The sequence below is a fragment of the Stenotrophomonas sp. 22DLJC03 genome (genome assembly GCF_056861405.1).
Window position 1 is genome coordinate 394,866 of the sequence record NZ_JBSPUG010000001.1, and the last position, 25,122, is coordinate 419,987.

Annotated in this window: 26 protein-coding genes; 13 read left to right on the plus strand and 13 right to left on the minus strand. The window is 67.9% G+C overall.

Annotated elements, in window-relative coordinates:
* Positions 1–71 precede the first annotated feature (71 nt).
* Positions 72–2,588 carry an ABC transporter permease gene (locus tag AC13GA_RS01715; RefSeq protein WP_482997422.1) on the minus strand — a complete coding sequence of 839 codons (2,517 nt, stop codon included), beginning with the start codon at positions 2,586–2,588 and terminating at the stop codon, positions 72–74.
* Positions 2,585–3,232 (minus strand): ABC transporter ATP-binding protein, encoded by a 648-nt coding sequence (locus AC13GA_RS01720; RefSeq protein WP_253079231.1) that lies wholly within the window; start codon positions 3,230–3,232, stop codon positions 2,585–2,587. Before AC13GA_RS01720 ends, AC13GA_RS01715 begins: the two co-directional genes overlap by 4 nt.
* 111 nt (positions 3,233–3,343) lie before the next feature.
* Here AC13GA_RS01720 and AC13GA_RS01725 point away from each other — a divergent pair, with 111 nt between their 5' ends.
* The 3 genes from AC13GA_RS01725 to AC13GA_RS01735 all read left to right on the plus strand — a co-directional run bounded on the left by AC13GA_RS01725 (position 3,344) and on the right by AC13GA_RS01735 (position 6,181).
* Positions 3,344–3,952, plus strand: a complete 609-nt coding sequence (locus AC13GA_RS01725) for an arylesterase (protein WP_295380772.1) — start codon at positions 3,344–3,346, stop codon at positions 3,950–3,952.
* 87 nt (positions 3,953–4,039) lie between these two features.
* Positions 4,040–4,753: a response regulator transcription factor gene (locus tag AC13GA_RS01730; RefSeq protein WP_002811889.1), complete on the plus strand. Its 714-nt coding sequence runs from the start codon at positions 4,040–4,042 to the stop codon at positions 4,751–4,753.
* A gap of 156 nt (positions 4,754–4,909) precedes the next feature.
* Positions 4,910–6,181: a sensor histidine kinase gene (locus AC13GA_RS01735; RefSeq protein WP_046982735.1), complete on the plus strand. Its 1,272-nt coding sequence runs from the start codon at positions 4,910–4,912 to the stop codon at positions 6,179–6,181.
* Between the two features lie 149 nt (positions 6,182–6,330).
* On the opposite strand, the gene AC13GA_RS01740 is transcribed toward AC13GA_RS01735, so the two are convergent.
* Positions 6,331–7,032, minus strand: a complete 702-nt coding sequence (locus AC13GA_RS01740) for an SGNH/GDSL hydrolase family protein (RefSeq protein WP_482997423.1) — start codon at positions 7,030–7,032, stop codon at positions 6,331–6,333.
* Between the two features lie 213 nt (positions 7,033–7,245).
* Here AC13GA_RS01740 and AC13GA_RS01745 point away from each other — a divergent pair, with 213 nt between their 5' ends.
* The 10 genes from AC13GA_RS01745 to AC13GA_RS01790 all read left to right on the plus strand — a co-directional run bounded on the left by AC13GA_RS01745 (position 7,246) and on the right by AC13GA_RS01790 (position 15,136).
* A complete protein-coding gene (locus tag AC13GA_RS01745; protein ID WP_088480332.1) occupies positions 7,246–7,641 on the plus strand; it encodes a diacylglycerol kinase in 396 nt (131 codons plus the stop codon).
* Between the two features lie 32 nt (positions 7,642–7,673).
* A complete protein-coding gene (locus AC13GA_RS01750) occupies positions 7,674–8,423 on the plus strand; it encodes a TerC family protein (protein WP_012510092.1) in 750 nt (249 codons plus the stop codon).
* Positions 8,424–8,643: 220 nt separating this feature from the next.
* On the plus strand, positions 8,644–9,804 hold the full coding sequence (locus AC13GA_RS01755; protein ID WP_136638881.1) for an MFS transporter: 1,161 nt from the start codon (positions 8,644–8,646) through the stop codon (positions 9,802–9,804).
* A 534-nt stretch (positions 9,805–10,338) separates the two neighbouring features.
* On the plus strand, positions 10,339–10,959 hold the full coding sequence (locus tag AC13GA_RS01760; protein WP_012510094.1) for a LemA family protein: 621 nt from the start codon (positions 10,339–10,341) through the stop codon (positions 10,957–10,959).
* Positions 10,960–10,962: 3 nt separating this feature from the next.
* Positions 10,963–11,847: a TPM domain-containing protein gene (locus tag AC13GA_RS01765; RefSeq protein ID WP_253079228.1), complete on the plus strand. Its 885-nt coding sequence runs from the start codon at positions 10,963–10,965 to the stop codon at positions 11,845–11,847.
* A complete protein-coding gene (locus tag AC13GA_RS01770; RefSeq protein WP_478474718.1) occupies positions 11,847–12,341 on the plus strand; it encodes a TPM domain-containing protein in 495 nt (164 codons plus the stop codon). The genes AC13GA_RS01765 and AC13GA_RS01770 overlap by 1 nt, the downstream gene beginning before the upstream one ends.
* Positions 12,342–12,392: 51 nt before the next feature.
* Positions 12,393–13,280, plus strand: a complete 888-nt coding sequence (lgt, locus tag AC13GA_RS01775) for a prolipoprotein diacylglyceryl transferase (protein WP_482997424.1) — start codon at positions 12,393–12,395, stop codon at positions 13,278–13,280.
* Entirely contained in the window at positions 13,277–14,071 is a 795-nt protein-coding gene (locus AC13GA_RS01780; RefSeq protein WP_033830389.1) for a thymidylate synthase, read from the plus strand. The genes lgt and AC13GA_RS01780 overlap by 4 nt, the downstream gene beginning before the upstream one ends.
* An 8-nt stretch (positions 14,072–14,079) precedes the next feature.
* Entirely contained in the window at positions 14,080–14,631 is a 552-nt protein-coding gene (locus AC13GA_RS01785; protein ID WP_046984902.1) for a hypothetical protein, read from the plus strand.
* A 13-nt stretch (positions 14,632–14,644) separates the two neighbouring features.
* Positions 14,645–15,136 carry a dihydrofolate reductase gene (locus tag AC13GA_RS01790; protein ID WP_046984885.1) on the plus strand — a complete coding sequence of 164 codons (492 nt, stop codon included), beginning with the start codon at positions 14,645–14,647 and terminating at the stop codon, positions 15,134–15,136.
* Between the two features lie 89 nt (positions 15,137–15,225).
* Here the strand turns inward: AC13GA_RS01790 and AC13GA_RS01795 are convergent, their stop codons facing one another.
* From AC13GA_RS01795 to AC13GA_RS01840, 10 genes are all read right to left on the minus strand, one after another.
* On the minus strand, positions 15,226–15,873 hold the full coding sequence (locus AC13GA_RS01795; RefSeq protein ID WP_482997425.1) for a DUF1287 domain-containing protein: 648 nt from the start codon (positions 15,871–15,873) through the stop codon (positions 15,226–15,228).
* A complete protein-coding gene (locus AC13GA_RS01800) occupies positions 15,870–16,898 on the minus strand; it encodes a symmetrical bis(5'-nucleosyl)-tetraphosphatase (RefSeq protein ID WP_046984887.1) in 1,029 nt (342 codons plus the stop codon). Before AC13GA_RS01800 ends, AC13GA_RS01795 begins: the two co-directional genes overlap by 4 nt.
* Positions 16,899–16,913: 15 nt before the next feature.
* A complete protein-coding gene (apaG, locus tag AC13GA_RS01805; protein ID WP_032968744.1) occupies positions 16,914–17,297 on the minus strand; it encodes a Co2+/Mg2+ efflux protein ApaG in 384 nt (127 codons plus the stop codon).
* A 13-nt stretch (positions 17,298–17,310) separates the two neighbouring features.
* On the minus strand, positions 17,311–18,114 hold the full coding sequence (gene rsmA / locus AC13GA_RS01810) for a 16S rRNA (adenine(1518)-N(6)/adenine(1519)-N(6))-dimethyltransferase RsmA (protein WP_482997426.1): 804 nt from the start codon (positions 18,112–18,114) through the stop codon (positions 17,311–17,313).
* Positions 18,111–19,091 (minus strand): 4-hydroxythreonine-4-phosphate dehydrogenase PdxA, encoded by a 981-nt coding sequence (gene pdxA / locus AC13GA_RS01815; RefSeq protein WP_482997427.1) that lies wholly within the window; start codon positions 19,089–19,091, stop codon positions 18,111–18,113. The genes rsmA and pdxA overlap by 4 nt, the downstream gene beginning before the upstream one ends.
* A gap of 3 nt (positions 19,092–19,094) precedes the next feature.
* Positions 19,095–20,441: a peptidylprolyl isomerase gene (locus AC13GA_RS01820; RefSeq protein WP_046984890.1), complete on the minus strand. Its 1,347-nt coding sequence runs from the start codon at positions 20,439–20,441 to the stop codon at positions 19,095–19,097.
* Complete coding sequence (gene lptD / locus AC13GA_RS01825; RefSeq protein ID WP_482997428.1) at positions 20,438–22,918, minus strand: LPS-assembly protein LptD; 2,481 nt, start codon at positions 22,916–22,918, stop codon at positions 20,438–20,440. The genes AC13GA_RS01820 and lptD overlap by 4 nt, the downstream gene beginning before the upstream one ends.
* 89 nt (positions 22,919–23,007) lie before the next feature.
* Positions 23,008–23,946 (minus strand): histone deacetylase family protein, encoded by a 939-nt coding sequence (locus AC13GA_RS01830; RefSeq protein ID WP_046984892.1) that lies wholly within the window; start codon positions 23,944–23,946, stop codon positions 23,008–23,010.
* A 9-nt stretch (positions 23,947–23,955) separates the two neighbouring features.
* Positions 23,956–24,510 carry a cob(I)yrinic acid a,c-diamide adenosyltransferase gene (locus AC13GA_RS01835; protein ID WP_482997429.1) on the minus strand — a complete coding sequence of 185 codons (555 nt, stop codon included), beginning with the start codon at positions 24,508–24,510 and terminating at the stop codon, positions 23,956–23,958.
* Between the two features lie 8 nt (positions 24,511–24,518).
* The gene (locus AC13GA_RS01840; RefSeq protein WP_046984893.1) at positions 24,519–25,103 is read right to left on the minus strand and encodes a hypothetical protein; all 585 of its coding nucleotides are present in this window, start codon (positions 25,101–25,103) and stop codon (positions 24,519–24,521) included.
* Between the last annotated feature and the right edge of the window lie 19 nt (positions 25,104–25,122).

Here is a 25,122-nt window from a genome sequence, read left to right on the forward strand (position 1 = left end):
GCTTCCGGACGATCTGATCGAGTGGGGCGCGCAGCATACCGCCCGCCCCACCCGTGCGTGTCGCAACCGCATCACGCCTCGCGCAATGCCAATGCCGGTGGCGTGTGCAGGATCCGCCGGGTGCCCAACCAGCCGGCCAGCAGGCTCAGCGCGATGCCGAGCAGGCCACCCAGCAGCAGGCCCGGCCACGGCGGCAGCAGTGGCAGCTCGAACACCTTCTGCGAGACCGCCACGCCGATGGCAGCAGCTGCGCCCACCGCCAGCAACGCCGCCAGCGTGCCCAGCGCACCGAACTCCACCAGCACCGCGCCGCGCAACTGGCGCCGGGTCGCGCCCAGCGTGCGCAGCACCGCGCTGTCGTAGCGACGCTCGCCGGCCGTGGCCTGTAGTGCGGCCAGCAGCACCAGCACGCCCGCCAGCAGGCTGAACACCATCACCAGCTGCACCGCCTGTGCCACCCGCTCCATCACATCGCGCACCTGCGAGATCACCGCATCCACGTCCAGCAGGGACAGGTTCGGCTGCGCGCGGACCAGCTCGCCCAGTCCGGCTGCCTTGCCGGCCGGCAGATGGAACGCCGACAGCAGGTTGTGCGGCGTGTCGCCCACCGCATTCGGGTTCAGCAGCACGAAGAAGTTCGGGCGGAAGGTGTTCCAGTCCGCCTTTCGCACGCTGGTGACAGTGAACTCGCGTTCCTGCTCGCCCACCGCAATGGTGATGCGGTCACCGGGGTACACGCCGTAGCGCTTGGCCCAGCCGATCTCCACGGATGCCTCGGCAGCGGTGCTGTCCGGCTTCCAGAACGTGCCGTTGACCAGCGTATTTGCCGGCGGGAACGTGCTGCGCCAGCTGAAGTTCAACGGCCGGTTTTCATCGTCGTCGTCGCGCTGGCCTTCGGCCTGTGCCGGTTGCCCCTCCTGCGCGGGCGAGCGGTCCACGCGCAGCGGCGGTTTGCCGTTGATTGCAATCAGGCGGCCGGTGGCCATCGGTTCGATGCTGGCGTCGTGGGCGCCCAGTCCACGCAGCGCGGCCAACACACTGTCGCGCTGCTCGGGCTGGATGTTGATCAGGAAGTAGTTCGGCGTATCCGCCGGTAGCCGCTCGCGCCACTGCTGCAGCAGACCGGGGCCGGTCACCGCCAGCAGCAACAGCGCGCACAGCGACAGCGACAGCCCCACCAGCTGCATCACCGCCAGCATCCGGCGCCGGGTCAGGGCGGCCAGGCCCAGTCGCCAGTTGCCATGCAGGCGGTGCTGCAGGCCGCGCAGCAGCTGCAGCAGCACGAAGCCGAGCACGCCGGCCGCCACCGCCAGCGCGGCCAACCCGCCCAGCACCCACAGCGCCAGCTTGAGATCACCGGTGACCTGCACCGCCAGCAGCAGACTGGCGGCCAAGGCAGCCACGTAGGCCAGCAGCGAGGCCGGTGGCAGGGCGGCGAAGGAACGGTTGAGCACGCGCATCGGCGGCACCCCACGCAGGCGCAGAAGCGGCGGCAGGCCGAAGCCGAACAGCAGCAACAGGCCGATGCCGGCGCCGGTCAGGGCAGGCATCGCTTCCGGCAGCGGCAGGCGTTGTGGCACCAGGCTGCCCAGCACCTGCACAAGGCCTTCCTGCGCAGCCATGCCGAGAGCGATGCCGAGTGCGCAGGCCGGAACCGCCAGCATCAGCAGCTGCAGTGCCAGGCCGAACAGGATGTCGCGCTGGCGGGCACCCAGGCAGCGCAGGATCGCCACCTGGTCGATGCGGCGCAGGGCGAAGCGGTTGGCGGCCAGTGCCGTGGCCACGCCGGCCAGCAGCACCGCCAGCAGTGCGCTCAGGCCGAGGAAGCGCCCGGCCAGGTCGAAGGCCTGGCGCACACCACGCTGGGTGTCGTCCACGCTCAGCAGGCGCAGGCCCTTGACCTGCGGCAGCAACCACTGGCGCAGCGCAGCAATCTGGTCGGCCGGCCCGGCGAACATCAGCCGGTAGTTGATGCGGCTGCCCGGACCGAGCAGGCCGGTGCCTTCCACATCGGCGCGGTTGACCAGCAGGGTGGGGGAAAGCGTAAGCAGGTCGCCGCCGGTATCCGGTTCGGCCTCGATGATGCCGGCGATGCGCAGCGTGCCAGCGCCGAATTCAAGGTCGTCACCGGCTTTCAGTCCCAGGCCCTGCAGCAGGCGCGGGTCGGCATAGGCCTGGCCTTTGGCCGGCATGCCGGCGTTGTCGATCAGGGCGCCCCCGGGCGAGACCCGCACCCGCAGCGTGCCGCGCAGCGGATAGCCGGCTTCCACGGCCTTGATGCTGGCCATCTGGCTGGCCTCGCCATGGAACAGCACGCTGCCGAAGCTGGCGATGCGGGTATGCGCCAGACTGCGTCGCTGCGCTTCTTCGGCGAAGGCTGCCGGTGGGTCGTCGCGCCCGGCGATGCCGAGGTCACCGCCGAGCATCTCGGCTGCGCTGCCGGTCAGCGCCAGGTTGACCCGGTTCACCAGCGTGCCCACCGCCGTCATCACCGCCACGCCCAGCACCAACGCGGCGAATACGGTCAGCAGATCGCCGGCCAGTGCCTCGCGACGCAGCGCGCGCCATGCATGCCGCAGCAGGTTCATGCGTCGGCCCCGTGCTCGACCGGCAGCAGGCGGCCGTTGTCGATGCGCTGGATGTACTGGCAGCGCTGCGCCAGGCGCAGGTCGTGGGTGACCAGCACAAGCGTCGTGCCGCTGCCGGCGTTGAGTTCGAACAGCAGGTCGCTGATGTGCTGGCCGGTAGCCTGGTCCAGCGAACCGGTGGGTTCATCGGCGAACAGGATGCGCGGGCGGGTGACGAAAGCCCGGGCCAGCGCCACGCGTTGCTGCTCGCCACCGGACAACTGGCGCGGGTAGTGGCGTGCGCGATGGCCCAGGCCGACCTGCGCCAGTACCTCCTCGACGCGTGCGCGGTCCTCGCGCCCGGCCAGCTCCAGCGGCAGCGCGACGTTCTCGGCGGCGGTCAGCGCCGGCAGCAGGTGGAAGCTCTGGAACACGAAGCCGATCTCGCGTGCGCGCAGCTGGGCGCGGGCTTCCTCGTCCAGCGCCGCCAGATCCTGGCCGGCCAGCGCGATGCTGCCGCGGCTGGGCAGGTCAAGGCCGGCCAGCAGGCCGAGCAGGGTGGTCTTGCCGGAACCGGACGCGCCGACGATGGCCACGCTGGTGCCTTCATGGACGGTCAGGGTGATGTTGTCCAGTATGTGGACTTCACCCTCCGGGCCCTGCACGGATTTGCCGACCTGGTCGACGGCGATGGCGACGGGCGCGCTGCGGGGGGACAGGCTGTCGATGAGGAGACTCCAATGTGCAAGACGGGATGGAGCCGGCGAGCCGGCGCGATGATGGTGCTGTTGCTGGGGTTCCTGCTGCTGTCTGGGCTGGCCTCTGCCAAAGGTCCGGCCGGCACGGTGCTGGTGCTCGGCGACAGCCTCAGTGCTGCCCACAATATCCCCGCCGACGCCGGCTGGGTCAGCCTGCTGCAGCAGCGGGTCAGGCAGCAGTCGAAAACACCGGCGCGCATCGTCAATGCCAGCATGAGCGGTGAGACCACCGCCGGCGCGCTGACCCGCCTGCCGGGCCTGCTGGCCAAGGAAAAGCCCACCGTGGTGGTGATTGCCCTCGGCGGCAATGACGCACTGCGCGGGCTGACCCCGGCGCAGGTGCAGGGCAACCTGGAAAAGATGGTGCAGGCCAGCCAGAAGGCTGGTGCCAAGGTGCTACTGCTGGGCATCGATGTGCCGCCCAACTATGGGGCGGGTTATCGCCAGCGGCTGGCGGCGGCCTACAAGGCACTGGCCACGCAGTACAAGGTGCCGCTGCTGCCGTTCCTGCTGGAAGGCGTGGCACTGCAGCCCGGGCTGATGCAGGCTGATGGCCTGCACCCGACCGCGCAGGCGCAGCCGAAGGTGCTGGACAACGTCTGGCCCTTGCTGCGGCCCCTGCTCTGAACGATTTACATCCCTCTTGACGGAACTTCACATCGCGTCCACCGTCGATCCGGCATGTTTCACAAAGCTGAAGTTAGAGGGAATCACATGCGTCAGACGAAGGAGACCTCCGGCTTGGTGCTGGTGGTCGAAGACAACCGCAACATCTCCGAGATGATCGGGGAATACCTGGAAGGTCGCGGCTTCGAAGTCGACTATGCACAGGACGGCCTGGATGGCTACCGCCTTGCGGCGGAGAACAGCTATGACGTCGTGGTGCTCGACTTGATGTTGCCGCGCCTGGATGGCATCGAAGTGTGCCGTCGCCTGCGCAACGATGCGCGCAAGTCCACCCCGGTGCTGATGCTCACGGCACGCGACACGCTGGATGACAAGCTCACCGGCCTCGGTTTCGGCGCCGATGACTATCTGACCAAGCCGTTCGCGATCCAGGAGCTGGAAGCACGCCTGCGCGCGCTGATCCGTCGCGAACGCCGCCAGGTCGGTTCGGAAGTGCTCAAGGTCGCCGACCTGGTGCTCGATCCGGTCAGCATGCGCGCCACCCGTGCCGGCACCGAGCTGCAGCTGTCGCCAATCGGCCTGCGCCTGCTGACCATCCTGATGCGCGAATCGCCGCGCGTGGTCACCCGCCAGGAGATCGAACGCGAGATCTGGGGCAACGGGCTGCCGGATTCGGACACCCTGCGCAGCCATCTGTACAACCTGCGCAAGATCATCGACAAGCCGTTCGACCGTCCGTTGCTGCACACTGTACAGAGCGCCGGTTACCGCATTGCCGATATCGCCCAGCCGATGGCCTGAGCAGGGCCATCGCCGGTGCAGCAGCAAGCCCGGCCGGGCAACGGCCACGCACCAGGGCAGGGCATGACCGGCAGGCAGTACCGCCGGTCAGCGCCCATGCACGACTACGGCGCGGTGCGCTGCCTATAATCGCAGCGCTCCGACCGGGACCCCGCAATGCCGCACGGCCTGCCGCGCAAGATCCGTATCGCTTTCATCCTGCAGGCAGTGCTGGCCAGCCTGGGCATCCTGCTCGGTGCCTGGCTGGTATCGCTGGTGATCAAGCACAGCCTGGTCGGCGCGGCCCTGCGCGAGGAAGCGGCGTACTTCTGGACCCTGCACGAGGCCTCGCCGGTGCAGCCGCCGCCCAACACCCAGAACATCCGCGGCTACCTGCTGGAAAGCGGGCAGTCGGCGTTGTCGTTGCCGGCCAACCTGCGCAATCTGGAGCCGGGCTTCCACGAACTGCGCAAGGATGACCAGCTGGTACTGGTCGATGTACGTCCGGCCGGTCGCCTGTACCTGGTGTTCCTGCGTTCGCGCGCGGAGATGCTGGCGTTCTGGTTCGGCATCGTGCCGGTGCTGCTGACCCTGCTGGCGGTTTATGGCGCCAGCTGGGTGACCTATCGCGCCTCCAAGCGGCTGGTGTCGCCGGTGAACTGGCTGGCGCGCCGCGTCTCGCGCTGGGACCCGGGCCATCCCGAGGCGGCCGACCTCGAGCCGAACAAGCTGCCGGCGGACATGCAGGGTGAGACCCGGCAGCTGGCTGCCGCACTGCATTCACTGGCCAACCGGGTCAGCGCGCACGTGGCCCGTGAGCGCAACTTCACCCGCGATGCCAGCCATGAGCTGCGCACACCGCTGACCGTGATCCGGGTGGCCAGCGACATGGCGCTGGGCGATGACAGCCTGGAGCCGCGCCTGCGCCGCAGCCTGCAGCGTATCCAGCGCGCCGGGCGTGACATGGAGGCGGTGATCGATGCGTTCCTGATCCTGGCCCGCGAGGCCGATGTCGAGCCGCAGATCGAGCTGTTCGACGTCAACGACATCGTCCGCTACGAGGTGGACAACGCCAACGAGCTGCTGGGTACGCGCTCGGTATCGGTGCACCTGCACAGCGATGGCCCGGTGCAGCTGCATGCGCCGCCGCGGGTGCTGCAGGTGGTGGTCAGCAACCTGGTGCGCAACGCCTGCAGCTACACCGATGAGGGGCGCATCGACGTGCATGTGCACAACGACCGCGTGGTGGTGCGCGATACCGGCATCGGCATGTCCGCCGAGGCGCTGTCGCGCGCGTTCGAGCCGTTCTACCGCGCCGAGCCGAGCCGTCCGCAGGGCACCGGCCTGGGCCTGTCGATCGTGCGCCGGCTGTGCGACCGCTTCGGCTGGAAGGTCAGCCTGGCCAGTGAGCCTGGCAAGGGCACCGAAGCCACGGTGATTTTCCGCTGAGGCGGCACCAGCTGCCTCGGTAGATGCCGACCTTGGTCGGCGCTTTCACTGGGATGCAGGTGGACGCATTCATGCCAATCAAGGTTGGCAACTACCGGAGCACGCGCATTGTCGCCGTAGATGCCGACCTTGGTCGGCGAACGCACGCCTCAGTCGCACTTCACCTTCGGCGCCAGCGCCTTGGTCCAGATCGCATAGCCGGCTGGGGTCATATGCAGCATGTCCTCGCGGAACAGCGCCGCGTCCGGCTGTCCATCGGCGCCGAGCATCGGCGAGTAGACGTCGGTGAAGCCGGTATTGGGCAGCCTGGCCAGGGCGACCTTGATCAGCGTGTTGGCTTCGTTGATCGCCGGCAGCAGGTGCGCACGCGACGGGCTCGGTTTGATCGACAGGTACTCCACCTTCGTCTTCGGCAGGTCGCGGTGCACGCGCTGCACGAAGGCGACCACATCGTCGCGCACCTGCACCGCGCTGCGGCCGCTGTTGAGGTCGTTGTCGCCGGCGTAGAAGAACACCTTGCATGGCGCATACGGCACTACGATCTGGCCGGCATACCAGGTGCTGTCGCGCACTTCCGAACCGCCGAAGCCACGGTTGAACACCGGCTGGCCGGGGAAGTCGGTGGCCAGGCTGTCCCACATGCGGATGGAGGAGCTGCCGATGAATTCGATGCCGCCGCGCGGCGGCGGGTTGGTCTGGTCGGCGCTGGCGAAGTGGGCCATGTCGCCGGCCCAGGCCACGTTGGAGACCTGCTCGGGCACGCGCGGCGGCTTGGTCGGGCTCAGCGCCTGGGCCAGGGGGGCGGCGGTCAGCAGGCCCAGCATCAGCAGGCAGGTACGGCGACGGGACATCAGGCGCTCCAGCAGGGAAGGGGACATCCATCATAGGAGCTGGGGCGGGCCCGGGCTTGCCCTTGGCAGGCCATTGGCCAAGCGCTGCCCGGGATGCGGCCGGCGGCCTTGTGGCAAAATGGCGGCCATCTGCCTATCCCTGTGCACCCATGATTCCCTGCCGTGCGTCTGAGCGGTCGCTGCGCCGCGCCCCTGTTGCTGGATGTCTCACCCGTGGCTGATCAATTCGGCCACATGCCCCGCGGCCCGCGCCGCATCTTCCAGGCCGCCCGTTGGTCCTGGCAGGGCCTGCGCGCTGCCTGGCTGCACGAGTCCTCGTTCCGGCTGGAGGTCTACCTGCTGGTGCTGCTGACCCCGCTCGCGGTCTGGCTGGGCCAGACGCCGGTCGAACGCGCGCTGCTGATCGGCTCGATGCTGCTGGTGCTGGCGATGGAGCTGGCCAATTCGGCCATCGAGGCGGTGATCGAGCGCTACGGCAGCGAGATCCATGAGCTGGCCGGCCGGGCCAAGGACATGGGCTCGGCGGCGGTGTTCATGCTGATGATGAACGTGCTGCTGTGCTGGGGCCTGGTACTGGTGCCGCGCCTGTTCCCGGCCAGCGCCGGCTGATCCTTCTTCCTCCCCCTTGTTGAAGACTTCCCATGTCCCTTGAGTTTCTCGCCGATCCGAACGTCTGGTTGACCTTGTTCACGCTGAGCGCGCTGGAAATCGTGCTCGGTATCGACAACCTGGTATTCATTTCCATCGCGGTCAGCAAGCTGCCCGAGCACCGCCGCCCGTTCGCGCGCCGGCTCGGCATCGCCGTGGCCTGCATCACCCGTATCGGCCTGCTGGTGTCGCTGGCGTACCTGGCGCACATGCAGGCGAACCTGTTCACCGTGGCCGGCATGGGCATTTCCATCCGCGACCTGGTGCTGATCGTCGGTGGCCTGTTCCTGATCATCAAGGGCTGGATGGAGATCAAGGAAATGATCACCGGTGGCGAGGATGAGGACCCGAGCACGACCAAGACCTCGGCCGTATTCGGCTACGTGATCGCGCAGATCGCGATCATCGACATCGTGTTCTCGCTGGACTCGGTGATCACTGCCGTCGGCATCGCCGACCACGTGCCGGTGATGGTCGCCGCGATCCTGCTGTCGGTGGCGGTGATGTTGCTGGCGGCCAACCCGCTGGGCCGCTTCATCGATGCCAATCCGACCGTGAAGATGCTGGCCCTGGCCTTCATCCTGCTGATCGGTGCGGTGCTGATCCTGGATGGCCTGGACGTGCACGTGCCCAAGCCCTACATCTACGCCGCGATGGGCTTCTCGGTGCTGGTGGAGTGGCTGAACCTGCTGATGCGCCGCCGCGCGCGCGAACACCACGTGCCGGGTGCCGGCGACTGGTAAGCAGATCACAGGCAAGCGTGTCACCCAGAACCCCCGGCCAGCGCCGGGGGTTCTGCGTTGCGAGGCCCACCGCGCTCGCCGGGCATGGCCCGGCGGGGAGGTTCCCGCCAGCTGTGAATTGAGATCAACAGTGTTTTCCCGGGGCGAGGCTTAATCCGGGCCGACAAAGCGCGCAGGCTACGCGCTCTTTTCCAGGACCTGCCCCACGCAGGATGACCTCATGAACTCCAGAGCCGCTCTGCTGGCCCTCGCCGTCGGCGCCTTCGCCATCGGCACCACTGAATTCGCGCCGATGGGCCTGCTGCCTGTCATTGCCGACGGCGTAGGCGTGAACATTCCCACCGCCGGCATGCTGATCACGGCCTATGCCGTGGGCGTCATGCTGGGCGCGCCGGTGATGACCCTGCTGATGGGACGCTTCGGCAAGCGCACTGCGCTGATGCTGCTGATGTCGATCTTCGTGGTCGGCAACCTGCTATCGGCACTGGCCCCGAACTACGGCCTGCTGTTGTTGTCGCGCCTGGTCACCAGCCTCAATCACGGTGCCTTCTTCGGCATCGGTGCGGTGGTCGCCGCGAGCCTGGTACCGAAGGAAAAGCAGGCGGCCGCCGTGGCGACCATGTTCATGGGCCTGACCATCGCCAACATCGGTGGCGTGCCGCTGGCAACCTGGGTGGGCCAGCAGTTGGGCTGGCGCCTGTCCTTCGCCGGTACTGCGGTGCTGGGCCTGGTGGCGATCACCGCGCTGGGCCTGGCCCTGCCGGCATCCGCGCCTGATGCGCGTCCGGACGTGCGCCGCGAGATGAAGGCGATCCTGCAGCCGCAGGTGCTGCTGGCCATGGCCACCACAGTGCTAGGCGCCGGCGCGATGTTCACCCTCTACACCTACGTGGCGCCGGTGCTGACCGAGCTGACCGGTGCCTCCAACGCCTTCATCGCGATGTCGCTGGCCCTGATCGGCATTGGATTCACTTTCGGCAACGGCATCGGCGGGCGCATGGCCGACTGGTCGCTGGATGGCGCCACCCGCATCCTGCTCGCGGTACTGGCCGTGTTGATGTTCGTGCTGCCGCTGGCCTTCATGAATCACGCCACGGCGGCGCTGGGCGTGCTGCTGTTCGGTGCCGCGACCTTCGCGATCGTGCCGCCGCTGCAGATCCGGGTGATGCAGGCCGCCAGCGAGGCGCCGGGCCTGGCGTCGTCGATCAACGTCGGTGCGTTCAACCTCGGCAATGCACTGGGCGCGGCGCTGGGTGGTGCGGTGATCAGCCTGGGGCTGGGGTACGCGGCGATTCCGGTGGCCGGTGGCCTGCTGGCAGCGTCGGCGCTGCTGCTGGCGTGGCTGGGGCGTGCGCGCGCCCCGGTGGCTGAGGCCTGTTGAACGGTGTGGGGTTCCGGCAGGGCTTGCAGCCCTGCACCCGCAGAATCCAGAGCAACAGCAACAGCCCGCATTCCGTGGGTTGGCGGGGTGGGTCAGCTTGCGGGGGACGCTGCAAGTACGTCCCTGTAAGCTCGGTCGCGCCATCCATGGCGCTCACGCCCCCGCAAGCTGACCCACCCCGCCTTCGACAGGTTCCTGCGATCTGTTGGAACCTGCTGCTGATGGTGGGTGCCGACCGTTGGTCGGCACGAATGCCTGGAGCATGGGCTTTCGCTTTTGCTCTTTTTTGATCTTCCCGCGGTGCGCAGGAAACCGTCCGTGGCCGGGAGGGTGAGTGGGCTGGGGGCGTAAGCGCCATGGATGGCGCGCCCGAGCCTACAAGGACGTATTCACGGCGTCCCCCAGCCCACTCACCCTCCCGGCCCACCCCGATATCCAGCAGACATGACCACCGCGGAGGGGGCGGCGCCCGATGGCCGATCTTTCACCCCATCCGTGGCATGCTCGGCGCTCAGTCCACCCGGAACCTCCGCCATGCGCCTGTTCACCCGCGTCCTGCCCTTGATGCTGCTGGCCTCCCTGCTCTCCGGCTGTGGCTACAACGCCATCCAGCAGAAGGATGAAGCGGTCAAGGCCAGCTGGTCCGAAGTGCTCAACCAGTACAAGCGCCGCGCCGACCTGGTACCCAACCTGGTGCAGACCGTGAAAGGCTTTGCCAGCCAGGAAGAGCGCGTGCTGACCGAAGTCACCAACGCCCGCTCGCGGGTCGGCCAGATCAACGTCAACGCCGACGACGAAGCCTCGCTCAAGCAGTTCCAGCAGGCCCAGGGCGAACTCGGCAGTGCGTTGTCGCGGCTACTGGTGGTCACCGAGAACTACCCGGTGCTCAAGTCCGACCAGAACTTCCGCGATCTGCAGGCGCAGCTGGAAGGTACCGAGAACCGTATCACCGTTGCCCGCGGTCGCTACATCCAGCAGGTGCAGGACTACAACACCTACATCCGCTCGTTCCCGCAGGTGATCACCGCCAAGATCTTCGGCTACAAGACCAAGCCGAACTTCACCGTGGACAACGAAGCGCAGATCTCCAACGCGCCGGCGGTGGATTTCGGCAGCGCGCCGCAGCAGCAGCCGGCTCCGCAGCCGGGCCACTGACCCATGCGCCTGGCCACTGCGCTGCTGGCCCTGCTGCTGTGGCTGCCGTTGGCGTCGCAGGCCCAGCAGCTGGCACCGATTCCGGCGCTGGACTCGCCGGTGGTCGATACCACCGGAACGCTGGATGCCGCGCAGAAGCAGGCGCTGGTGCAGCAGGCGCTGGACCTGCAGCAGCGCAAGGGCAGCCAGCTGCAGGTGCTGGTGGTGCCTACCACCCAGCCGGAGGACATCGCGCAGTACACCACGCGGGTCTTCGACCAGTGGCAGATCGGCCGCAAGGGCGTGGATGACGGCGTGCTGCTGGTGGTGGCCAAGGACGACCGGCGCGTACGCATCGAACCGGGCTACGGCCTGGAGGGTGCCATTCCCGATGCCATCGCCAACCGGGTCATCCAGGAATACCTGGTGCCGCGCTTCCGAGCGGGCGACTACGCCGGTGGCATCACCGATGCCACCGCGGTACTGGTGAAGATCGTCGATGGCGAGGCACTGCCCACGCCGGTCAGCGGCCAGCGGGCCCGCGAGCCCGACGGTGGCGGCGATACCTGGTTCCTGGCCCTGTTCATCGGTGTATTCGCTGGCAGCATCCTGCGCGGCGTGTTCTCGCGCGTGCCGCGCCCGCTGCGTGGCCTGCTGGGCGGTGCTGGTGCCGCACTGGCGGCGTTCCTGTTCACCTCCACCCTGCTGGCCAGTGGCCTGGCGGGCATCGTCGGCCTGATCGTCGCCATGCTGTCCGGCCATCCCGGGCGCTTTGCCGGTGGTGGAGGATGGGGTGGTGGCAGCTGGGGCGGCGGAGGCGGATTCGGCGGGGGCGGTGGATTCGGTGGTGGCGGCTGGGGCGGTGGTGGTGGCCGTTCCGGCGGCGGCGGTGCTTCGGGAGGCTGGTGATGATCCAACGTCTGTGTCGCCACGTGTTTTCGCCGTCGGTGCGGCGTGCGTTCCCGCCGGCCACGCTGCAGGCGATCACCGAGGCCATCGCCGCCGGTGAGCAGCGCCATGGTGGCCAGGTGATGTTCGCGGTCGAAGCCGACCTGCCGTGGGTCGCGTTGTGGCACAAAGTGACCCCGCGCCAGGCCGCCGAACACGCCTTCGCCCGCCTGCGTACCTGGGACACAGCCTACAACAACGGCGTGCTGATCTACCTGCTGCTGGCCGATCACGCGATCGAGATCGTCGCCGACCGCGGCCTGCACGGCCGGGTCAGCCCGGCGCAGTGGCAGCGGGTCTGCACCCATCTGCGCGAGGGCCTGCGCGGGTCCAATCCCGTGGAAGCGCTGCAGGATGCGATCGACGAGGTCTCCAGCCTGCTGGAAGGGCACTTTCCAGCCTCGACGCGGTCGAACGATGACGCGTTGCCGAACTCGCCACAGATCCTTGGTTGAGCCGGGGCGGCACTGGCCCGAGAATAGACGTTCAACCGCAAGGCACCTTCCATGATCTATTTCCACGACATCGACCCCATCGCCCTCTCGCTGGGACCGATCAAGGTGCACTGGTACGGCATCATGTACCTGCTCGGCTTCACCGCAGCCTGGCTGCTGGGCCGCAAGCGCATCGCCGACGGACGCCTGCCGGGCGTCGATGCCAATGGTTTCTCCGACCTGCTGTTCTACGCCATGCTGGGCGTGGTGCTGGGCGGACGCGTCGGCTACATGCTGTTCTACGCGTTGGGTGATTTCCTGCACAACCCGCTGCTGCTGTTCAAGGTGTGGGACGGCGGGATGAGCTTCCACGGTGGCCTGCTGGGCGTGATCGCCGCCTGCTGGTGGTGGTCGCGCAAGCACCGCCTGCACTTCTTCGACACCATGGATTTCATGGCGCCACTGGTGCCGCTGGGCCTGGGCTTTGGCCGCATCGGCAACTTCATCGGCGCCGAGCTGTGGGGCAAGTACACCGACGGCAGCTGGGGCGTGGTGTTCCCGTCCGGCCTGCCGGCCCCGTTGAACCAGCTCGACCACGCCACCCTGCAGTCGCAGTTCGCCAGCGGTGCGCTCAACCAGTTCGCGCGCCATCCCTCGCAGCTGTATGAAGCGCTGCTGGAAGGGCTGGTGATGTTCGCGGTGTTGTGGACGGTGTCGGCCAAGCCGCGCCATCGCTATCTCATTGGCGGCCTGTTCGCGCTGCTGTATGGCATCTTCCGCTTCGCCGTCGAGTTCGTGCGCATGCCCGACAACGGCGTCTACGTGGCCTTCGGCTGGCTGACCAAGGGCCAGATCCTGTGCGTGCCGCTGATCGCCTTCGGCCTGGTGCTGCTGGTGATGTCGCGCCGTGCGCCGGTGCTGCAGCCGCAGCCGCTGGTGACGGCAGAGGGCAAGGCATGAAGGCCTACCTGGACCTGCTCTCGCACGTGCTCGAACACGGCGCGGAGAAGAGCGACCGCACCGGTACCGGCACCCGCAGCGTGTTCGGCTGGCAGATGCGCTTCAACCTCAACGACGGCTTCCCGCTGGTCACCACCAAGAAGCTGCACCTGCGCTCGATCATCCACGAGCTGCTGTGGTTCCTGAAGGGCGATACCAACATCGGTTACCTCAAGGACAACCAGGTGCGCATCTGGGACGAGTGGGCCGACGAGAACGGCGACCTCGGCCCGGTGTACGGCAAGCAGTGGCGCAGCTGGGCCACGGCCGACGGCGGCCAGATCGACCAGATGCAGTGGCTGGTGGACGAGATCAAGCGCAATCCGGATTCGCGGCGGCTGGTGGTCAGTGCCTGGAACGTGGGCGAGCTCTCGCAGATGGCGTTGATGCCGTGCCACAACCTGTTCCAGTTCTACGTGGTGGACGGCAAGCTCAGCTGCCAGCTGTACCAGCGCAGCGGCGACATCTTCCTCGGTGTGCCGTTCAACATCGCCAGCTACGCGCTGCTGACCCACATGGTGGCGCAGGCCACCGGCCTGGGCGTGGGCGACTTTGTGCACACGCTGGGCGATGCGCACCTGTATTCGAACCACTTCGAGCAGGCCCGCGAGCAGCTGTCGCGTGAACCGCGCGCGCTGCCGACGCTGTGGTTGAACCCGGAGGTGACCGATCTGTTCGGCTTCCAGTTCGACGACATCCGCATCGACGGCTACGATCCGCATCCGGCGATCAAGGCGCCGGTGGCGGTATGAGCGCGCGCATGCTTTCCCGCTGCCTGTTGGCGCTGTGCGTTGCGCTCCCTCTGGGCATGGCCCAGGCCGCAGCGGCGGATACACTGTCGCTGGCCAGGCAGGTCAATGAGCAGATCGTGCACAAGCATATGCGCGAGGAAGTGCAGGCGTTCGCCGGAGCATTCAACGGCAGCACGATGCTGCCTCAGGATGTGCCGGCAGGGTGCCGGGCGCAGATGCGTGAGGCGGTAACCGGCATGTACGCGGCGATGACCGAGCACCTGAAGGCGGGTGTCGAGGATCCGGCCTATCAGCGTGAGCTTGAACAGCGCCTGGCCACCGTCTACTCCAGCGACCAGCTGAAGGCGTTCCTCGCGCGTGGTGCCGGCACCGACAATGCGGCGTTGTCGGCGGAGATCCTGTCGGGGCCGGGCCTGAAGGAGATCGAGGAAGCGCAGAAGCAGAAGATCATCAGCGGCCTGGATGAGCAGTCCACGTCGAGTCCGGCGCTGGCTGCAGCATTGCGGGCCGCCAGTGCCGCGAACGCTGCCTGCGAACGCCTGCAGATCGACGCCAGCTGAGGAGATCGCACTGATGAAGCTGTCGATGATCGTGGCGCTGGACCGCAACCGTGGCATCGGCCAGGGCAATGCCATGCCCTGGCATCTGCCGGATGATTTCAAGCACTTCAAGGCGCTCACCCTGGGCAAGCCGATCCTGATGGGGCGCAAGACCGCCGAATCGATCGGCCGTGTGCTGCCGGGGCGGACCAACCTGGTGCTGACCCGCAGCAGCCAGGTGCCGTTCGAGGGCATGCGCGCGGTGGCGTCGCTGGACGAGGCGAAGGCGATTGCCGAAGGCGAGGGCGCCAGCGAACTGTGCATCATCGGTGGCGGCGAGATCTTCCGTCAGCTGCTGGGCCAGGCCAGCGACCTGTACCTGACCTGGGTCGATGCCGAAGTGCCTGCCGATACCCACTTCCCCGAGGTGGACGCGCGTGACTGGCGGGAAGTGAGCAGCGAGCCGCACGCGGCCGACGAACGCCACGCCTACGCGTTCCGCTTCGTGCACTACGTGCGCCGTTGACCGCCGCGCATCTGTAGAGCCGAGCCATGCTCGGCTGCTGTTGCCAGACACATCCCGTAGCCGAGCATGGCTCGGCTCTACAGGATTGCCTACGGCATCCGGTAATGCCCGATGATCGTGTGTTGGAACAGCAGGTTCTCTTCCCGCGTGCCGCGCGCGATGTTGTGCAGCACCAGCGGCGTGCCATCGGCCAAGCGCCGGTCGGAGACGATGCCCACATGCAGCAGGCCGTTGCCGCTGAGCTTCCAGGCGACGATGTCGCCGGCTGCGTAGTCGGCGGCGGCGGTGCTGATCGGCTGCTGCCAGCGCTGCCGCTCGAACCAGCGCATCAGGTTCGGTACGCGACGATGATCGATGTTGCGGTCCGGCCGTGACAGGCCCCAGATCGATGGGTAGGCGCTGAAGTTGCCGCGCATGTCTTCGTGCACGCGGGCCTGGAGGTCCAGGCCCTGGCTGCGCAGAGCGCGCACCACCACGTCGGTGCAGACGCCGCGATCCAGCGGGACGTCGCCGCCGGGATAGGCCAGCACCTGGTAAGCAGGGTCGTAGCGGGTGGTGACGCCGACCTGCGCGCGTGCCGCATCCACCAGTGGCGGTGAAGCGGCCTGCGGTTGCGTCGGTGCGCGTTCAGCGCCGCCCGCAGCGGTGGAAGCAGGCGGCGAGCCGGGCTGGCAGCCGCTGGCCAGAGCCAGCGTCAGCAGCAGCACCGTCCATGGTGCGCAGCCAGGTCGTGTCATGCCTGCGGTGGTGCGCCGTTGTTGTTGCCACCACCGCCGTTGCCGCTACCGCCAGCGCCGCCACGACGGCGACGGCGACGCGGACCACGGTTGCCCGGGTTGGCAGCGGGCGTGTTGCCGCCGCCCTGTTCCTTGCCCTGCGCCGCAGCGGCGGGCCGCTCGTGCGCTGGTCGCGCCGGCGGACGTGCATGCGGCACCGGTGCCGGCACATCGCGGCCCGGTACCTGCACCACGCGCAGTTCTTCGGTGTCGAGCTGGATCGCGGTGAGCTTGCCGCCCCACACCGCACCGGTATCGATGGCGTGCACGCCCTGGGTGATGGTCAGGCCGAGCGCCGACCAGTGGCCACAGACAATCTTGAGGTCGCGCTCGACCCGGCCCGGCACTTCGAACCAGGGGTACAGCCCCTGTTCCTGCGTGCCCGGCGTGCCCTTGTCCTCGATGCCGATGCGCCCACGCGGGGTGCAGTAGCGCATGCGGGTGAGCACGTTGATGATCGCGCGCGAGCGGTCGTAGCCGGACAGGTTCGGTGCCCAGCTCGGCTTGTCGCCATACATGTTGCGGAACAGCTTGCGGTAGCCGGCGCCGTGCAGCTGCACTTCGACTTCAGCGGCATGCCGCTCGGCCATCTGCGTGGTCCACTTCGGCGCCAGGCCGGCATGCACCATCATCCAGCCCAGCTCGCGGTCCACGTGCACCAGCTTCTGCAGGCGCAGCCAGTCCAGCAGTTCGTCGCGGTCCTCGGCCTGCACGATGCGCAGCAGGTCCGGATTGACCTTGCGCTGTTCCTCTTCGGTGCGCGCACCGACGGCCAGCAGCGATAGATCATGGTTGCCCAGCACCACCACGCTGTGCTCGCGCAGCGAGTGCACCAGCCGCAGCGTTTCCAGCGACTGGCCGCCGCGGTTGACCAGGTCGCCACAGAACCACAGGGTGTCCTGCGCGGGGTCGAAGCGGATCTTCTCCAGCAATCGCTGGGTGACGTCATAGCAGCCCTGCAGGTCGCCGATCGCCCACACACTCATCGTTCGGCCTCCGTGTCAGTGCAGGGTGCGCGGGATGGCCAGCACGAAAGGTGCGACCGCCGCAGCGAATTCGGTGCCATCGTCGGCAACCATGTCGTAGTGCCCCTGCATGGTCCCGTGATCGGTCCCCAGCATGACACCGGAGGTGTAACGGAAGTCTTCACCGGGGCGGAGGCGTGGCTGCTCGCCGATCACGCCATCGCCATCGACGTGCTCGACGCGGCCGTTGGCATCGGTGATGCGCCAATGGCGTGCGATCAGGCGCGCGGCGACCTGCCCCTGGTTGTGGATGCGGATCGTATAGGCGAACGCATAGCGGCCGTCTTCCGGCGCGGATTGATCGTCGAGGAAGCGCGGTGCGACTTCGACGGAGATGGCGTAAACGTCAGCGTCTTCCATACCGGCAGTGTAATCAGGAGGCATTGGCCAAAGCGATGAATTCGGCCACGTCCAGCTGTTCGGCACGGGCATCGGGACGCACGCCGGCGGCAATGAACTGCTCGGCGGACACCACGTTGTTCAGGGCATTGCGCAGGGTCTTGCGGCGCTGCCCGAAGGCGGCCTTGACCACTTCGGCGAAACGCTTGTGATCGCGGATGTTGATCGTGGCCGGGTCACGAGGCACCAGCCGCACCACGGCCGAATCGACCTTCGGCGGCGGCCGGAACGCGCCCGGCGGCACCACGAACAGCGAGGTCACCTCGCAGTACGCCTGCAGCATCACGCTGAGACGGCCGAACACCTTGCTGCCGGGGCCGGCGGCCATGCGGTCGACCACTTCCTTCTGCAGCATGAAGTGCATGTCGCGGATCACTGCGGCATGTTCCAGCGCATGGAACAGGATCGGCGAGGAGATGTTGTAGGGCAGGTTGCCGACCAGGCGGATCGGCTGGCCGTCGGCCAGTTCGGTGAAGTCCACACGCAGCACATCGCGGTGGACGATGGTTAGCTCGCCCAGCGGCTCGGCGGCCGCGGTCAGCGGCGCGATCAGGTCGCGGTCGAACTCGATCACCGTCAGCTTCGGGTGGACGCGCAGCAGCGGCAGGGTGATCGCACCCTGACCCGGGCCGATCTCGACCAGGCGGTCACCGTCTTTCGGGTTGACTGCCATCACGATCTTGTCGATGTAGTGGCGGTCGGCCAGGAAATGCTGGCCAAGCTGCTTCTTGGCCGGTGCGGTGAACACCGGGCCGGAGGGGGAATGCGGGGAATTCATGCGCTCAGTGTACGTTGCCGCGCAAGCTGCGCACACAGCGTCGTTGCCGCCTGCAGGCTGGAGGGATCGGCGATGCCGCGGCCGGCAAGATCCAGCGCGGTGCCATGGTCCACGGCCACGCGCGGGTAGGGCAGGCCCAGGGTCAGGTTCACCGCCTGCTCGAAGCCGGAGTACTTCAGCACCGGCAGGCCCTGGTCGTGGTACATCGCCAGCACGGTGTCGAAGCCGGCCAGCTTGGCGGGCAGGAAGGCGGTGTCGGCCGGCAGTGGCCCGACCAGGTCCATGCCCTCGGCGCGCAGGCGCTGCAGCAGGGGGATGACCAGGTCCAGCTCCTCGCGGCCCAGATGGCCGTCTTCGCCGGCGTGCGGGTTCAGACCGAGTACGGCGATGCGTGGCGCGGCCAGGCCAAACTCGCGGCGCAGCGCGGCATGCACGATGCGCAGGGTGCGTTCCAGGCCGGGCGCGGTGATCGCATCGGCCACGTCGCGCAGCGGCAGGTGGGTGGTGACCAGCGCCACGCGGACGATGTGGTTGGCCAGCATCATCACCACCTTTACCCCAGCCTGGTCGGCCAGCAGTTCGGTAGTGCCGCTGTAGGCGATGCCGCCCTCGTTGATGACCGCCTTGTGCACCGGGCCGGTGACCACGCCATGCAGCTCGCCGGACAGGCAGGCCTGGCCGGCACCGAGCAGGGCGCTGATGACCGCGCCGGCATTGGCCGGATCGGCCTGGCCGAAATGGCTGGTTACGGCATTGGGGACGGTGCGCAGGCGCAGATCGCCGGGGACGCGTGCTTCGGCGTCTTCGGGCAGCAGCTGCAGCGGCAGATTCAGCGCGGCAGCGGCCGCGCGCAGGGTGTCCGGGTCGGCGAAGGCCAGCAGCCGACAATCTTCACGCGGCTGCTGGACAAGGCGGACGCACAGCTCCGGGCCGATCCCGGCGGGCTCGCCCGGTACCAGAGCGAGCTCGGGGCGCATCGGTCAGGACTGCGGCGGGGTCGCGGTATTTTCCGCGCGGTCGCCGCTGCGGAAGCTGACGTAGGCTTCGCCACGCAGTTCCTGCAGGAAGCGGTTGTACTCGTCTTCCAGCTTGCGGCGGCCGATGGTCTCGCGGACCTGGGCACGCTGGTTGTCGGTGGTCACGTCGGTCTGGCGGGTGGCCACGCGCTGCACGATGTGCCAGCCCGCATCGGTGCGGAACGGCTGGCTGATGCCGCCATCCTGCACGCCTTCCACCTGCTGGCCGAAAGCCGGGCCGAACGCATCGGCCGGGAACCAGCCCAGATCACCGCCCTGGCCCTTGGTGTTGTTGTCCTCGGAGGACTCCCTGGCCACGGTCTCGAACTCGGCGCCACCGGCAATGCGGGCGCGCAGGGTATCGATCTTGGCCTTGGCAGCGGCGTCGGTCTGGTGATCGTCCACGCGCACCAGGATGTGGCGGCCGTGGTACTCGGTGACCGTATGTTCACCCGCACCGGCGGCGCTGGCATCGCGCACTTCCACCAGCTTCAGCAGCTGGAAGCCGCTGGGGCCACGGATCGGGCCGACCACTTCACCGGCCTTCATCTTTGACATCGTCTGTGCGAATGCGGCCGGGATTTCATCCAGGCTGCGCCAGCCCAGGTCGCCGCCTTCCAGCGCGTTGGGGCTGTCCGAATAGCGCACCGCAGCCGCATTGAAGTCCAGCTCGCCCTTGTCCAGCAGGGCCTTCACGCCGTCGGCCTTCTTCTGGCCAGTGGCGATCTGGTCGGCGTTGGCACCGTCGGGCACCGCGATCAGGATGTGCGCCAGGTGGTACTGGTTGCCGACCGTGGCCTGCTGCTTCAGCGCGGCATCGACTTCACCCTCGCTGACGCTGATGCGGCTCTGCGCGAAGCTCTGGCGCAGGCGCTGCACGGTGATCTCATCACGCACCGAGGCGCGGAAATCGGCGAAATCAATGCCGTCCTGGGCCAGGCGCTGGCGCAGCGCGTCCAGGTTCGAGCCGTTCTGCTGGGCGATGGCATTCATCGCCTGGTTCAGCTCCTGGTCGCTGACCCGGATGCCGCTGCCCTGGGCGCGGGCCACCTGCAGCTTGACCAGCACCAGGCGCTCAAGCACCTGGCGGCTGAGCACGTCTTCCGGCGGCAGCTGGGCCTCACGGCCGACGTACTGCGCCTTGATGTTGGCGATCGCACGCTGGAGTTCGCTCTGCAGGATCACGTCTTCATCGACGACGGCGGCGATGCGGTCAAGCGGCTGCGCCTCCTGGGCAAGCACCTGCAGGGGGGCGGACACGCTGGACACCGCCAGCAGCGAGGCGAGAAGAACGGGGAAGCGCTTGGTCATGGGATCAGATTCGGATCGTAGTCATCGCGGGTCACTCCGGTGTTGCTGGGCGGCACGAGATAGAGGTCGTCGCGGTTATAGCCGAGGATAGCACGGCGCAGAGTGCGGTCCGTGTCCTGGCCGATGGAGCTCAAGCCCTTGAGCACGAACTCGAGCTGGATGGAGTTGTTCATGTCGCCTTCGCGGTTGCGCACGTAGCGACGGGCCACCGCGCGCACGGCCAGGCAGCAGCTGTCCCACTGCACGCCGGCGATGATTTCCAGCGGTTCCTTGTCCTGCAGCGAGTAGTAATAGCGGCCGACCAGGCTCCACCGCGCATTCAGCGGGTACAGGAACGACAGGTCGGCCTGCTCCAGCAGGGTCCGGTCATGCTTGTTGGCGGTCGCCGGGGCGCCCGCATTGATGCGATAGCGGTAGCTCAGGTTGACCACGCCGTCGTTGGGCATCAGGTAGCGGGCGCGGACGCTGGCCAGGTCCTCGCGCTTGTACTTCGGGTCCCACTGGTAGGTGGCACCCAGCGTCCAGCGGTCGTTGATCATGTAGTTGCCGTCGGCGATCCAGGCCGACTTGCCCTTCTCCACCGGCGCCCCGCCCGGCGTGGTGCTGACCCGCGATTCATCGAAGTACTGGATCTGGCCGATCGCGGCCGAGAAGCGTTCCTTGCCGGTGGTCTGGTCGATGAAGCGGGTGCCCAGCGCCAGGGTCAGCTGGTTGGCATCGTTCTGGCGGTCGGCGCCGGTATAGCGCGAGTCGCGGAACAGCTGGCCCCAGCTGAAGGTGAAGTCGCGGGTATCGAAGATCGGCAGCTCGTCCTGGTTGCGGTAGGGCGTGCGCAGGTAGAACAGGCGCGGCTCCAGGGTCTGCAGGAAAGACTTGCCACCGATCGATGTCTCGCGATCGAAGAACAGGCCGGCGTCGATGCTGCCGATCGGCAGGCTGCGGCTGGGCGAGGTGTTGCCGCGCAGCTGCTCGGGCGTGGCGGTGTTCGGGTCGATGCCCTGCGAGCTCAGCACGGTACGACGGACACTGTCGGCAAGGCCGCGATCCAGCTCATAACCGGTGTAGCGGTAGGCCAGGGTCGGGGTCACGTACCAGGCTGCGCCGCTGATCGGGAATGACACGTAGGGCTTCACGTCCAGGCGCGAACCACCGTACATGCGCTGGACCTGACCTGTGCGGGTGTACTGCAGGTCGGTGCCGGCACTGGTGTCGTACTTGAAGTTGATGTCGTCGTGGGTGAAGCGCACGGCTTCGGTGTAGATGCCGGTCTCCAGCCACGACAGCACCGGCTTGTTCCAGTTGAAGAACAGGCGCGGTTGGCGGTTGTACGGCAGGGCGCTTTCGTTGAGCGTGTAGTCGGTCAGCTGCCAGCGGTCGGCCATGATGCCGGCCGTCCAGTTCTGGCCGGTGCCGTACAGGCCGATGGTGCTCTGCAGGTTGGAGGCGGTCACGCCCACCAGGCGATTGGCGAAGTCCTCGACATAGCGCTCGTCGCTGACCCAGGCCAGGTTGGCGCGGGCCTGCCAGTGGCTGTTCACGTTGTGGTAGCCGTCGAACATCACCCGGCCGCGGTCGCGGTCGCGGAGCTTGTCGTTGGGCATGTAGCTGGTCAGCACCTCGCCACGGCCGCCGTTGTAGAGGTAGCGGAACTCGTTGTCGAGCAGCAGGCCGCGCCGGCTCATGTAGCGCGGGGTCAGGGTGTCGTCGTAGTTCGGCGCCAGATTGAAGTAGATCGGCTGCGCGTAGTCGACACCGTTGCGGCCGGACATGCCCAGCTGCGGGAACAGCAGGCCGGTCTTGCGGCGGTCATCGATCGGGAACTTGAAGTAGGGCGCCCACAGCACCGGCACCTTGCCGATGCGCAGTACGGCGTTGCGGGCCGTGCCGAAGCCTTCGTCGTTGTCCACCTCGATCTGCGGCGCCGACAGCTTCCACACCGGCTGCGACGGGTCGCAGGTGGTGTAGGTCGAGCGGTGCATCTGGCCGACCGCGCCCTGCAGGTCGACCGATTCGGCATCGCCGTTGCCCCGGCGCGACACCAGCTGGTACTTGATGTCGGAGATCTTGTGGGTGTCGCTTTCCTGGTTGCCTTCGGCGCGCTTGGCGACCATCCGGATCGACCCGTCCTGGTAGCGGACATTGCCGTCGGCGATGTAGTTGCCGGTCTCGGTGTCGAAGCTGAGCTTGTCGGTACCGACGAACTGGTCACCCCGGCGCAGCGCCACGTTGCCCTCGTACTGCGGCACGGTGGTGGTGCCCAGCAGCTGGTCGCCTTCGATGTCGGTCGGCTGGTTCTCGCGGGCGGCCGCGGCGGCAGCCTTGTCCTGGGCGGGGACCGGAGTGGGGGCGTCGGTGAACGCGGGAATGACGTCGGTGGCCGGGCACAGGCCCCAGTTGAGCGGCTTATCATCGGCCATCGCCGGCAGGCTGATGGCGATGCTCAGAGGCAGGGGAAGCAGGCGGAGGGCTCGGCGCACGCGGTTCGGATTCGGGCGAAAACGGACGGTAGCTTGCCCCATCCCTTGCATAGGGGCAATGAAGGGCGCGGGAGGCTGCCGGTTCGGGTTCATCCGGCGGAGGCACCCGCAGAGGGGGTGATCATGGCCTGGACATGGGCGACGCTGCACTCCGCCAGGGCCTGCAGGTCGTAGCCTCCCTCCAGCATCGAGACCACCCGGCCGGCGGCGTGACGGCGTGCCAGCGCATGCAGTTCACGGGTGATCCAGGCGAAATCGTCGGTCTCCAGCATCAGGTCCGCCTGCGGATCACGCAGGTGGGCATCGAAGCCCGCCGAGATCAGCAGCAGCTGTGGGCGGAAGTCGTCGATGGCTGGCAGCATCTCGTCGGCCCAGACGTTGCGGAAGCGGAAGCCGCCACTGCCCGGCGGCAGCAGGATGTTCATCAGGTTGCCCGCGCCGCGGTCGCGGCGCAGGCCCGAGTTGGGGAACAGCCCGGCCTGGTGGGTACTGTAGTAAGAAACGCGGGCGTCGTGCTGGAAGATGTCCTGGGTGCCGTTGCCGTGGTGCACGTCGAAATCGACCACCGCGATCCGCTCCAGGCCATGGCGGTCGCGGGCATAGGCGGCGGCGATGGCGATGTTGTTCAGCAGGCAGAAGCCCATCGCCGTGCTGCTGGTGGCGTGGTGGCCCGGCGGGCGTACCGCGCAGAAGGCCAGCGGGTCCTCGCCCAGCATCACCGCATCGACCGCGGCCACGCCGGCACCGGCGGCGTGCACGGCGGCGCTGGCCGAACCCGGCGAGGTCCAGGTGTCCATATCCAGCTGGCGCAGCGGCGCGGTCTGCGGCTGCAGCACGAAGTCGAGCAGGGCGCTGTCGTGGACCCGGGTCAGTTCACCGAACTTGGCTGGCGGCGCCTCGCGCCAGTCCAGCTGGCCGGGGAAGGCAGCGTGGAGTGCGTCCAGTACATGCTGCAGGCGTTGCGGGCATTCGGGATGGCCGGGGCCGGGGTCATGCAGCAGGCAGGACGGATGGGTATAGACCAGCATCGTGCCGACTCAGCGCTGGCGCTGCTGTGGTTGCCACAGCGCTTCGCCGTGGCCATCGGCACGGGCCAGCACCCGGGCCAGCACGAACAGCAGGTCCGACAACCGGTTGAGGTACTGCAGCGCCTCGCTGCGCACAGCCTCGTGGCGGGCCAGGGTGACCGTCTCGCGCTCGGCGCGGCGGACGATGGTGCGCGCCAGGTGGCAGCGTGCAGCGGCCTCGCCGCCGGCCGGCAGGATGAACTCCTTCAGCATTGGCAGGCCGGCGTTGTAGTGGTCCAGCTGCTGCTCCAGCGCGGAGACATCGGCGGCGTGGATCGCAGCATGGCCGGGGATGCACAGCTCGGCGCCGAGGTCGAAAAGCTGGTGTTGCAGATGCACGACCAGCGCGCGCACGTCCTCGGGCAACGGGGCGGCCAGCAGCAGGCCGAGCGCGGCATTGGCCTCGTCGACGGTACCGTAGGAGGTGACCCGGGCATCATCCTTGGCCACGCGCTGGCCGTCACCGAGGCCGGTGCTGCCGTCGTCGCCGGTGCGGGTGTAGATGCGCGAGAGGCGATGACCCATGGTGCGGCTCAGTGGCGGATGTCGCGGCGGGCCTGCTGGAGCTTCAACATCTGCTCCACGGCCAGCTGCAGGGCAGCGGCCAGCGCCACATAGATCGCCGTGGTGCGCAGGTAGGGCCCGAACCACTGCGCGTAGTTCTGTGCCCAGCCGGCCAGGGTCGGCTCGGCCACGTTGCGGCTGCTCCAGTAGAAGCCGCCCTGCGCCAGCAGGTGGCAGACCGCCACCGAGGCGACCAGCAGCAGCGCCCCCTTGGCCAGCACCGACCAGCGCGCGCTCTGGTAGTTGCGGCCCAGCAGCATCCCGCCAGCCCACAGCGAGAAGTACGCTGGCAGCAGCAGCCAGTAGCCCGGCGACACGCAGTAGTGCTGCCAGAAGTCCAGGCCGCTGCTGCGGATCACGATCCAGTCGACCAGCACCGCGAACAGCATCAGCAGCGGGAACGCCCAGCGCGTCCAGCGCGCCAGATAGAAGCCGCCGATGAAGAACACGGCCCAGGAGGCATCGGGAATCGCCGCGAAGTGGTTGACGCGGGTCGCCGCCAGCAGCAGTACGAGTACTGACAGGACGAAGGCGCGGTTGGCGGTGTCGGACATGGCAGCGGGCCCGGAGCGG